The organism is Longimicrobium sp., from assembly GCF_036388275.1.
In the GTDB taxonomy this organism is placed as follows: domain Bacteria; phylum Gemmatimonadota; class Gemmatimonadetes; order Longimicrobiales; family Longimicrobiaceae; genus Longimicrobium.
The window spans coordinates 1-12,616 of record NZ_DASVSF010000105.1 but is presented as its reverse complement, the minus strand read 5'-3'; the positions used below and the strand labels follow the sequence as shown (position 1 = coordinate 12,616).

Below are 12,616 nucleotides of genomic sequence, written 5' to 3'. Positions count from 1 at the left end.
AGGGCACCTCCTGGTGCTCGTACGCGCCCAGCGTCACCTCCCGCACCCGCCGCAGCACCTCGCGGAAGCTCGGGTCGCCGGAGAGATCGGTCCGCAGCACCAGCGTGTTGACGAAGAAGCCGATCAGCCCCTCCACCTCGTCCCGCCCCCGCCCGGCGATCGGGCTGCCCACCACCACGTCCTCGCTCCCCGCGTACTTGCCCAGCAGCACCTGGAAGGCAGCCAGCGCAACCATGTACAGCGTCGCGCCCTCGCTGCGTCCCAGCGCCTGCAGCCGCTCCAGCAGCTCCAGGGAGAGCTCCACCGGCACCGTCGCGCCCCGGTGCGTCTGCACCGGCGGGCGGGGATGGTCCGTCGGCAGCTCCAGCAGCTCCGGCGCGCCCGCCATGCGCTCCTTCCAATACGCCAGCTGCCGGTCCAGCACCTCGCCCGCCAGCTGCTCCCGCTGCCAGACCGCGTAGTCGGCGTACTGCACCCCCAGCTCCGGAAGCGGCGACCCACGTCCCTCGCGGTACGCCGCGTACAGCGCCGAAAGCTCGCGGAAGAGCACCCCCAGGCTCCACCCGTCGCTGACGATGTGGTGCATCCCGAGCAGCAGCACGTGATCCTCGGCGCCCAGCCGCAGCAGCGCCGCTCGGAACAGCGGCCCCGCGGCAAGGTCGAACGGCCGCCGCGCCTCCTCGCCCGCACGCCGCATGACCGCCGCCTCGCGATCCGCCTCGCCGAGCCCCGACAGGTCCTCCACCGGCACGACGAAGCCGCCGAACGGCGCGACCACCTGCACCGGTGAGCCGTCCACCTCCGCGAAGACGGTCCGCAGCGCCTCGTGACGCCGCACGATCTCGCCCAGCGCCCGCTCCAGCGCCGCCTCGTCCAGCGCGCCCTCCAGGCGCGATGCCATGGGCATGTTGTAGACGGCGCTTCCCGGCTCCAGCCGGTCGATGAACCAGAGCCGCTCCTGCGCAAAGGACAGCGGCAGCGCACCCGTGCGCTCCACCGGCACCACCGGCGGCAGCACCGGCAGCTCCGCGCGGCGCATCTCCTCCACGCGCACCGCCAGCTCCGCCACCGTGGGCCCCTCGAAGAGCGCCCGCAGCGGCACCTCCACCCCGAACACCTCGCGGATGCGCGACACCACCCGCGTGGCGAGGAGCGAATGCCCGCCCAGCTCGAAGAAGCTTTCCTCCACGCCCACCCGCTCCAGGCGCAGCACCTCCGCCCAGATCCCCGCCAGCACCTCCTCGGTCGGCGTCCGCGACGCCAAGTACCGGTCCTCCTCCGGCGCCAGCTCCGGCGCGGGGAGCGCCCTGACGTCCAGCTTCCCGTTCGGCGTCAGCGGCAGCTGCTCCAGCGCCACGAAGGCGGCGGGCACCATGTACTCCGGCAGGCTCTCCCGCAGGTGCGCGCGCAGCCCGGCCGCCTCCACACCTCCCACCACGTACGCCACCAGCCGCTTCTCTCCGGGCTGGTCCTCGCGCACGATCACCCGCGCGCCGCGCACCTCCGCGTGCGCCGACAGCGCGGCCTCGATCTCCCCCGGCTCGATGCGGAAGCCGCGCACCTTCACCTGGTGGTCCACCCGCCCCAGGAACTCCAGCTCGCCCCCGGCCGACCACCGCACCCGGTCGCCCGTCCGGTACAGCCGCCCTCCCGCCACGCCGAACGCGTCAGGGACGAAGCGCTCCGCCGTCAGCCCCGGCCGGCCCAGGTAGCCGCGCGCCACCCCCACGCCCCCCACGTACAGCTCGCCGGGGACGCCGGCCGGCGCGGGCTGGCCGGCCGCGTCCAGCACGTACACCCGCACGTTCTCCAGGGGGCGGCCGATCGCCGGCGCACGCCCGTCCGCCTCGCAGGCAGCGGAGGCGGCGCAGACCGTGGCCTCCGTCGGCCCGTAGGCGTTCACGAAGGCACGGCCAACGCTCCACCGCTCCACCGTGGCGGCGTCCACCGCCTCTCCCGCGCTCACCACCGTGCGCAGCTCCGGCAGGTCGTCCGGCGCGAGGATGCCCAGCACCGACGGCGGCAGGGTAGCCACCGTGACCCGCCCGCGCCGCAGCGTCTCCAGCAGCTCCAGACCGGGGAGAAGCGCCTCGCGCGGCGCCATCACCAGCGTGGCCCCGGTCAGAAGCGCATCGAACAGCTCCGCAACCGCCGCGTCGAAGGAGAACGAGGCGAACTGCAGCACGCGGCTGGTGCCGTCGATGCCGAAGCGGCGGGCCTGCGCGTACGCCAGGTTGGGAACGCCCCGGTGCGGCACCATCACCCCCTTGGGCGTCCCGGTGGAGCCGGAGGTGTAGATCACGTACGCCAGCTGGTCGGGCGAGACGCCGCGCTCCGGGTTCTCCGCGGACTCCGCCGCGATCCGCGCTCCGTCCCCGTCCACGCTCACCACCGCGACGCCGTCGCCGGCGGGGAGCGCCGCGCGCAGCGACTCCTGCGTCACCAGCACGGGCACGGCCGCGTCGGCCAGCACGAACGCCAGCCGCTCCGCGGGATAGGCGGGGTCCAGCGGAACGTACGCGCCGCCCGCCTTCAGCACCGCGAAGACGGAGACGACCATCTCCATCCCCCGCTCCAGGCAGATCCCCACCCGCGCCTCGGGCCCGACGCCGAGTCCGGCGAGGTGGTGCGCCAGCCGGTTCGCCCGCTCGTTCAACGCGCCGTAGCCGAGGGTTTTCCCGTCGAACTCGACCGCCATGGCGTCCGGCGTCCGCGCCGCCTGGGCTTCGAAGAGCTCGTGGATGCACCGGTCCGCCGGGTACTCCGCCTCCGTCCGGTTCCACTCCTCCAGCACCAGCGCGCGCTCCGCCTCGCCGAGCAGTTCCACCCGCGAAAGCCGCACGTCCGCGTCGGCGGCCACCTGCTCCAGCACCCGTGCCAGGTGGCCGAGCATCCGCCGGACCGTGCCGCGCTCGAACAGGTCCGTGGCGTAGCTGAGGCGCGCGCGGACGCCGTCGGGCCCCTGCGCCAGCTCCAGGGTGAGATCGAAACGCGCATCCTCCTCCCCGCTCCCCGCCGCCTCCAGCAGCAGCGCGGGCCCCGCCGCCTGCGCCGGAGGCGCCGCCGTCACGGCCGGCCCACCGCTCACGCTGTGCTGGTTGTGCAGGACGATGACGGCCTGCACCAGCGGGGCGTGGGTCAGCGAGCGCTCGGGGTTCAGCTCCTCCACCAGCTTCTCGAACGGGAGCGCCTGGTGCTCGAAGGCGCGCAGCGTGGCCTCGCGCACGCGCCCCAGCAGCTCGGCGAAGGTGGGATCGCCCGAGAGGTCGCCGCGCAGCACCAGCGTGTTCACGAAGAAGCCGACGATCCCCTCCACGTCCGCGGTGCCGCGGTTGGCGACCGCCGTGCCCACCAGCACGTCGTCCTGGCCGGCGTAGCGGCCCAGGAGGAGCTGGAAGGCGGCCAGGTACACCATGAACGGCGTGGCGTCGTGCGCCCGCGCCAGCGCGTCCACGCGCGCGCGGAGGCCGGCGCCCAACGAGGCGCTCACGGCGGCGCCCCGATGCGTGCGCACGGGGGGCCGCGGGCGGTCCGGCGCGATCTCCAGCAGCGTGGGTGCCCCCTCCAGCGCGTCGCGCCAGAAGCCCACCAGCCCCGCGAGCGCATCGCCGGAAAGGCGCTCGCGCTCGCGGAGCGCGTGGTCGCCGTACTGCAGCGGGAGCGGCGCCAGCGGCGAGGGCTGGCCGCGCGAAAAGGCCTGGTACAGCGCCTTCAGCTCGCGTTCCAGGATGCCGCTGGACCAGCCGTCGGTGATCGCGTGGTGCAGGTTCCACAGCAGGGCGTGCTCGTCGGCCGCCAGCCGAACGAGGAAGGCGCGGAAGAGCGGGCCCTCCTCCAGCCGGAAGGGGGCCGCGGCGTCCGCGCGCGCCAGCCGCTCCACCTCCGCGTGCACCGCGTCGGGGGCGAGGGCGGAGAGGTCCGTCACCTGCAGCCGGAAGAGCGCGGGCGGGGCGACCACCTGAACCGGCTCTCCGCCGCGCTCCTCCAGGTGCGTGCGCAGCGTCTCGTGGCGCCGCACCAGCTCGTCTACGGCGCGCTCCAGCGCGGCCACGTCCAGGGGGCCGGGGATGCGCCAGATGCGGGGCATCGAGTGGGCGGTGCTCCCCGGCTCCAGGCGATCCAGCAGCCACAGCCGCCGCTGCGCGAACGACGCGGGAAACTCGGAGGGGCGCTCGCCGCCGCCGTGCCCGGCCGACGCCGCGGCTGCGCCGGCCTTCAGCCTCAGCTTCAGCGCCAGCAGCCTCTGCTTTTCGGGCGACAGCTGGGCCAGCCGGGAAATGATGTCAGGCATCCTGCTCTGTATGCGGTGGGCTCCCGGCGAGACGGAGGCGCCGGGCGCCTGGTGCTTCGCGACCGCGGTTCGGTGCGGCGCGGCCGGTTCGTGCCCGGCGGGCCGGCTGCCGCGGGTGAGGGGGCGTTCGACGGGCCCGGCCGCATGCCGCGGCGGCCCGTTCCCCCGACCCCCACAGGCGTCGATGTAAGCTTTTTGGGAGCAACGATTTGTGCTTGCGGTGTCTAATAAAGTACGTCCGCTGCGCGAATTGCGCTACCCCGGCAGGTATAGATCTATGCCATTGTTCGGCTTACGCTGATGCCCCCGCCCCCGCCCCCGCCCCGGCAAGCGGCGGCAAGCGTGGGAGGGGGCTTTTCGGCCGCCGCGCGGAGTTCAGCGTGCACGGAATGCTTCGCCGGCAACCTCCCCGGAACGAGGAGGTCGTCGGCGACGCGGCCAGGAGGGGGCGCCGCGGGCGCGCACCGCCGCCCCACGGCCACGCCCCGCCCTCACGCCTCCTCCCCGATCCCCGCCAGCAGCGCCGCCACCTCCTCGTCGCTCAGCCCCTCCAGTTCCGCCAGAGCGTCGGCGATGGCGCCGCCGCCGCCGTCGGCGGCGGCGACCGAGGCCTCAACCGCCGCGGCGAGGCCGGCGACGGTCGGGCTCTCGAAGAGCACGCGCAGGGGAAGCTCCACCTCCAGCATCCGGGAGATGCGCGCCAGCACCTGCGCCGCCTTGAGCGAGTGGCCGCCGTGCACGAAGAAATCGTCCTCCACGCCCACCTTCTCCACGCCCAGCACCTCCATCCAGACCTCCGCGATCACCCGTTCCGTGACCGTGCGCGGCTCCACCGTACCGGCCTCGCTCGCCACCGCCTCCGGCTCCGGCAGGGCGCGGCGGTCCAGCTTGCCATTCGCCGTCAGCGGAAGCCGGTCCAGCCGCACGTAGGCCGACGGGACCATGTACTCCGGCAGCAGCGCCTTCAGGTGCGACCGGAGCGCGGCGTCGTCGTGCTCGGCCGATCTCTCGACAGGGACCCAGTAGGCGACGAGACGGCGGTCGCCCGCGCCCGCCTCGCGCGTAATCACGGCGGCCTCCTTGACCGCGGCGTGCGCGGCAAGGGCGCTCTCCACCTCGCCCAGCTCCACGCGGAAGCCGCGCACCTGTACCTGCTGGTCGGCGCGCCCCATCGGCTCCACCCCGCCGTCGGGGCGGTAGCGGCCCAGGTCGCCGGTGCGGTACAGGCGGTCGCGCGGATCGCCGGTCCACGGGTTGGCCACGAAGCGCTCCGCCGAGAGCGCTTCGTCGCCCAGATAGCCGGCCGCCAGGTGCGGCGAACGCATCCAGATCTCGCCCACCTCGCCGATCCCCGCGATCTCCCCCCTCGTGTTGCGGACGAGGAGCTGAACCCCGGGAATCCCGCGTCCCAGGGGGATGATCTCCTTCTGCTCGGCTTGCGGGTCGACCACGTGGAACGAGACGGCGCGCTGCGTCTCGGTAGACCCGTAGTAGTTGACGACGCGCAGGTTGGGCGCGAGCGCCGCCAGACGCTGCACGTCGGCGCGGCGCAGGACGTCGCCCACGAAGAAGGCGCGGCGCAGCGAATCGATCCGCTCCCCCTCGGACGCGTCCGCCAGCAGCTGGCCCATCGCGGGGGTAAGGTGCGCGACGGTGATTCCGGCCTCGCGCATCCACCGCGCGAGGTAGCCGGGGGTGCCGATTCCGTCCGGCTCCGGCGCGACGACCGCGGCGCCGAGCTGGAGCGGGGTGAAGACGTCGCGGTGCAGCGGGTCGTGCGCCAGCCCGGAGACGAGGCTGAAGCGGTCGGACGCGGAGAGACCGAACTCCGCCGCCAGCCAGGGCGTGAAGTGCGTGAGCGACGAGTGCCGCCCCATCACCGCCTTGGGCGTCCCGGTGGTCCCCGAGGTGAACGACAGGTACGCCAGCGTGTCCGGCCCGACGTCCACGTTCAGCGGATCGCCGGAAGAATCCATCGCGTCCGCGGGCTCTTCGCTCCGCGGGTGGATGACGACGGTCGCGCGGATCGTCTCCCCCATCGAGTCCAGCGCCTCGCGCGGCAGATCGCCCGCCGCGGGGAGGTGGATGTGCACGGCGGGGCGCGCGATGCGGACGTACTCGGCCAGGCGGGCCGGCGGGTAGGCCGGATCGAGGACCAGGAAGGCCGCGCCGCTCTTCATCGTTCCCAGCAGCGCGCGCACCAGCGCGGCGCTCCGGTGGCCGGTGATGGCGACGACATCCCCCACCCCCACCCCGGCATCCGCCAGCGCGCGGGCGACGCCGTCCGTAGCGCCGTCCAGCTCGGCGTACGTCCAGCGTTCACGCGGGTCCTCCACCGCCAGCGCGTCCGGCGTCTCCATCGCCCGCGCGGCGAACACTTCGTGGACCGCGCCGCGCCACGTGTCGTCCAGCGGCTCGGCCGGGTCGGGAAGGACGCCGCGCGCCGCCTCCGTCGCCAGCGACAGCGCACCCACGCGGGTTTCCGGCGCGGCCGCGGCCTGGCGGAGCACGCCTTCGAGCTGCGCCAGCAACTCGCGCATCCGCCGCGCGTCGAACAGGTCGGCGGCGTACACCAGATTGACGAAGATCGTCCCGTCGCCCTCCCCCACGTACAGCGTGAGGTCGAACTTGCTGGTCGCCTCGCCAAGCGAGCCGGCCCCCGCCACCGCCAGCCCCTCGGCCTGGAAGGTTCCGTCCTGGAAGTTGGCGAGATTGAGCATCACCTGGAACACGGGGGCGTGCGCCATGCTGCGCTCGGGACGCACCTCCTCCAGCACCCGCTCGAAGGGGAGATCCTGGTGCGCGTACGCGTCCAGCGTGGTCTCGCGCACCCGCCCCAGCAGCTCGCGGAAGGTCGGGTCGCCCGAAAGGTCGGTCCTGAGCGCCAGCGAGTTGAGGAACAGGCCCACCATCCGCTCGGTCTCCGCCCGCGTCCGCCCCGCGATCGGCGTCCCCACCACGACATCGTCCTGTCCGGCCAGGCGTCCCAGGACCACGTCCAGCGCGGCCAGCAGCACCATGAACAGCGTGGCCCCCTCGCGGCGGGCGAGCGCGTTCACCTCCGCCGTCAGGCCGGGCGCGACGACCAGGCTCTCGAGCGCGCCGCGGTGCGATTCCACCGGCGGCCGGGGACGGTCGGTCGGCAGCTCCAGCAGCGCCGGAGCGCCGTCCAGCGCCTGCCGCCAGAACTCCAGCTGCCGCTCCAGCACGGCGCCGGACAGGCGCGCGCGCTGCCACACCGCGTAGTCCGCGTACTGCAGCGCGGGCTCCGGCAGCGGCGACGGTTCGCCGCGCGCAAAGGCGCCGTACAGGGCGGAGAGCTCTTCCTTCAGCACTTCCAGCGACCACCCGTCGCCGATGGCGTGGTGCAGGTTGAGGAGGAGGATGTGCTCGTCTCCCGCGCCGTGGACGAGCGACCCGCGGAAGAGCGGCCCGCGCGCCAGGTCGAACCGGTGCCGCGAAGATTCGGCCGCCAGGCGGCCGCCTTCGGCCCGCTGCTCGCCCTCCGGCAGGTGCCGCAGGTCGGTGACCGGAAGGTCGAAGCTGGCCGGGGGCGGGGCGATCCGCTGCACGGGAACGCCGTCCACGGCCGGAAGGGTCGTGCGCAGCGGCTCGTGGCGGCGCACCAGCTCCGTCAGCGCGCGGCGAAGCGCGTCGGTATCGAGGCGGCCGGTGATGTGGAACGAGAACGGCATGGCGTACACCGGGCTTCCCGGGTCCAGCGCGTCCACGAACCAGAGCCGCTCCTGCGCGAACGTCACCGGCAGGTCGCCCTCGCGCCCGGCGGGGGCGATGTCGCCGGCGCCGGCCGCCGCGCCACTGCCGCGCAGACGCTCGATCTCGGCCGCCAGCCCGGAAAGGGCCGGCCGCTCGAAGAGGGTGCGGAGCGGGAGCTCCACACCCAGGACCTCCCGCACCCGCGAAACCACCCGCGTGCCCAGGAGCGAGTGCCCGCCCAGCTCGAAGAAGTGGTCTCTCCGGCCCACCCGCTCCACTCTCAGCAGCTCCGCCCAGATCTCCGCGAGAGCCACCTCGATCCTGCCCACCGGCGCCTCGTACTCCCGCGACGCATACGCGTCTCCCTCCGGGGCCGGCAGCGCCTTTCGATCGACCTTCCGGGTCGGCGTGAGCGGAAACCTGTCCAGCCGCACGTATGCCGCCGGGACCATGTACTCCGGGAGCGCGGCGGAAAGGTGCGTACGGAGTGCCTCCGCGTCCGCGTCGCCGACCACGTACGCCACCAGCCGCTGGTCGCCCGGCACGTCCTCGCGCGCCACCACCGCCGCCTCACGGACCCCCGGGTGCTCCGCGAGCCGCGCCTCGATCTCCCCCAGCTCGATGCGGAAGCCGCGCACCTTCACCTGGAAGTCGGTCCGGCCCAGGTACTCGATGGTTCCGTCCGGGCGCCACCGCGCCAGGTCGCCCGTGCGGTACATCCGCGCTCCCGGCTCGCCGCCGAACGGATCGGCCACGAAGCGCTCCGCCGTCTGCTCCGGCCGCCCCAGGTAGCCGCGCACCACCCCCGCCCCCCCGATGTACAGCTCGCCCGCCACCCGCACCGGCACCGGCTGGCCCGCCGCGTCCAGGATGTAGACGCGAGCGTTCGCCAGCGGCCGCCCGACCGGCACCTGTCCGGCGGCGGCGGCGAAATCGGCACGCACCGGCTCGGCGGTGGACCAGATGGTGGTCTCCGTGGGCCCGTACACGTTCCAGAGCGCGCCCACCCGGCTCCGCAGCGCCGACGCCAGCTCCGCCGGAAGCGCTTCGCCGCCGCAGAGCGCGCGCACGTCCGGCGCGCCTTCCCACCCCGCCTGCACCAGCATCCGCCAGGTGACCGGCGTGGCCTGCATCACCGTCGGCGCGTACGCCTGGATCGCCTCCGCCAGCCCCGCCGGGTCGGCGGCCCGCTCCCGCGGCAGCACGATGATCCGCGCACCGTGAAAGAGGGGGAGGAAGATCTCCAGCACCGAAGGGTCGAAGGCGTACGTGGTGACCGCCAGCACCCGGTCCGCCGCCTCCATCCCCACGATCTGGTGGAACGCGCGGTGGTGGTTCACCACGCCCCGGTGCGGCACGGCGACGCCCTTGGGACGGCCGGTGCTTCCGGAGGTGTAGATTACGTACGCCAGGTGCGCCGGCGTGAGCGCGCCGCGCTCCGGGTTCGTCACGGGGTGGTCCGCCCACTCCGCGCCCTCCACGTCGATCACCGGCGCCTCGATGCCCGCGAACAGCGCGTCCATCCCGTGCAGCGAGCGCTGCGTGAGCACGGCCGCGGGCGCGCTGTCGGCCAGCATGTACGCCAGCCGCTCCGCCGGATACGACGGGTCGAGCGGAACGTAGGCCCCGCCCGCCTTCATGACGCCGAGGAGGCCCACCACCATCTCCGGGCCGCGCTCCACGCAGATCCCCACCCGCACGTCCGGACCGACACCGCGCTCCCGGAGGTGGTGCGCCAGCCGGTTCGCCCGTGCGTTCAGCTCGGCGTAGCTGAGCGAGCGATCCTCGAAGACCACGGCCACCGACTCGGGCGTGCGCTCCGCCTGCGCCTCGAACAGCTCGTGCACGCACGCGTCGGCCGGGAACTCCGCGTCCGTCGCGTTCCACGCCTCCAGCACCAGCGCGCGCTCCGACTCCCCGAGCAGCTCCAGCCGCGAAAGCCGCACGTCGGGGTCGGCGGCCACCTGCTCCAGCACGCGCTCCAGGTGGCGCACCATGCGCTCCATGGTCCCCGGCTCGAAGAGGTCGGTGCTGTAGTTCAGTTCTCCGTGCAGCCCCCAGGGAGTCGTCGCGAGCGCCAGGTAGAGATCGTGCTTGGCGACCTCCACGGCCCCTCCGGCGCCACCCACCTGAAGGCCCGGAAGCGCGCCTCGCCCTTCCCCGCCCCCGTCGTTCTGCAGCGTGAACATCACCTGGAAGAGAGGCGAGTGGCTCGCGCTGCGCTCCGGCTGCAGCTCGGCCACCAGCTTCTCGAACGGCACCTCCTGGTGCTCGTACGCGCCCAGCGTCACTTCCCGCACCCGCCGCAGCACCTCACGGAAGCCCGGGTCTCCCGAAAGGTCGGTGCGCAGCACCAGCGTGTTGACGAAGAAGCCGATCAGCCCCTCCACCTCGCTCCGCGTGCGTCCGGCGATCGGGCTCCCCACCACCACGTCCTCGCTGCCGGCGTGCTTGCCCAGCAGCACCTGGAAGGCAGCCAGCAGCGTCATGTACAGCGTCGTTCCCTCGCTGCGCCCCAGCGCCTGCAACCTCTCCAGCAGCTCCGGAGAGAACTCCACCGACACCGATTCGCCCCGGTACGTCAGCACCGGCGGGCGGGGACGGTCCGTGGGCAGCTCCAGCAGCTCCGGCGCGCCCGCCAGGCGCTCCTTCCAGTACGCCAGCTGACGGTCCAGCACCTCGCCCTCCAGCTGCTCGCGCTGCCACACCGCGTAGTCGGCGTACTGCACCGCCAGCTCCGGCAGCGGCGACTCACGCCCCTCGCGGTACGCCGCATACAGCGCGGAGAGCTCGCGGAAGAACACCCCCATGCTCCACCCGTCGCTGACGACGTGGTGCATCGTGAGCAGCAGCACGCGGTCTTCCGCGCCCAGCCGCAGCAGCGCCGCGCGGAAGAGCGGGCCCGCCGCGAGGTCGAACGGCCGCCGCGCCTCTTCCCCGGCCCGCTGCCCAACCACCGCCTCGCGATCCGCCTCGCTCACCGCCGACAGGTCCCCCACCGGCAGGGCGAACCCGCCGAACGGCGCGATCACCTGCACCGGCGAGCCGTCCACCTCCGCGAAGGTGGTGCGCAGCGCCTCGTGACGCCGGACGATCTCGCCCAGCGCCCGCTCCAGCACCCCCTCGTTCAGCGCACCTCCCAGGCGCCATGCCTCGGGAATGTTGTAGGCGGCGCCTCCCGGCTCCAGCCGGTCCATGAACCAGAGCCGCTCCTGCGCGAAGGAGAGCGGCAACGCTCCCGTGCGCTCGGTCGGCACCACCGGCGGCAGCACCGGCAGCTCCGCGCGGCGCATCTCCTCCACCGCCTTCGCCACCTCCGCCACCGTGGGCCCCTCGAAGAGCACCCGGACCGGCAGTTCCACGCCGAACAGCTCGCGGATCGACGAGATCACCAGCGCGGCCAGGAGCGAATGCCCGCCCAGGTCGAAGAAGCTTTCCGTCACCCCCGCCCGCTCCAGCCCCAGCACCTCGGCCCAGACCCCCGCCAGCATCTCTTCCACGGGGGTGCGCGGCGCTACGTACGCCTCCTCGCCCGACGCGAGCTCCGGCGCCGGCAGCGCCTTGCGGTCCAGCTTGCCGTTGGGCGTCAGCGGGAGCGCGTCCAGGGATACGAACGCGGACGGAACCATGTACTCCGGGAGTTCCCGGAGCAGGTGCTCGCGCAGGACACCCGCCTCCACGCCGCCCACCACGTACGCCACCAGCCGCTTCTCCCCGGGGACGTCCTCGCGGGCCACGACCACGCAGTCGGCGACTCCCTCGCTCCGCCGCAGCGCCCCCTCGATCTCGCCCGGCTCGATGCGGAAGCCCCGGATCTTGACCTGCTGGTCCACCCGCCCCAGGAACTCCAGCTCGCCCCGGGCCGACCACCGCACCCGGTCGCCCGTCCGATAGAGCCGCGCACCGCCTTCCACCGCGAACGGGTCCGGAACGAAGCGCTCCGCCGTCAGCCCCGGCCGGCCCAGGTAGCCGCGCGCCACGCCCACGCCCCCCACGTACAGCTCGCCGGGGACACCGGCCGGCGCCGGCTGGCCGGCCGCGTCCATCACGTACACCCGCACGTTCTCCAGCGGCCGGCCGATCGCCGGCGCACGCCCGTCCGCCTCGCACGCGGCGGAGGTCGCGCAGACCGTCGTTTCCGTCGGGCCGTACGCGTTCACGAAGGCGCGCCCGGCGCTCCACCGCTCCACCGTGGCGGCGTCCACCGCCTCGCCCGCGCTCACCACCGTGCGCAGCTCCGGCAGGTCGTCCGCCGCGAGCATGGCCAGCACCGGCGGCGGCAGGGTGGCCACGGTCACGCGCCCGCGCCGAAGCGTCTCCAGCAGCCCCTCACCCGGAAGGAGCGCCTCCCGCGACCCCATCACCAGCGTGGCTCCGGCCAGCAGGGCGTCGAACAGCTCCGCCACCGCCGCGTCGAAGGAGAACGAGGCGAACTGCAGCACGCGGCTCGTGTCGTCGATGCCGAATCGGCGGGCCTGCGCGTACGCCAGGTTGGGGACGCCGCGGTGCGGAACCATCACCCCCTTGGGCGTTCCCGTGGAGCCCGAGGTGTAGATCACGTACGCCAGCTGGTCCGGCCGTGCGCCGCGATCCGGGTTCTCCGCGCGC

2 protein-coding genes are annotated in these 12,616 nt (G+C 73.9%); both read right to left on the bottom strand.

Features of this window, described 5'->3' with window-relative positions; genetic code table 11:
- The coding region (locus VF632_RS23370) for an amino acid adenylation domain-containing protein (protein ID WP_331025350.1) at window positions 1-4,291 on the bottom strand (4,291 nt) is incomplete at its 3' end.
- Between the two features lie 491 nt (window positions 4,292-4,782).
- The coding region (locus tag VF632_RS23365; protein ID WP_331025349.1) for an amino acid adenylation domain-containing protein at window positions 4,783-12,616 on the bottom strand (7,834 nt) is incomplete at its 5' end.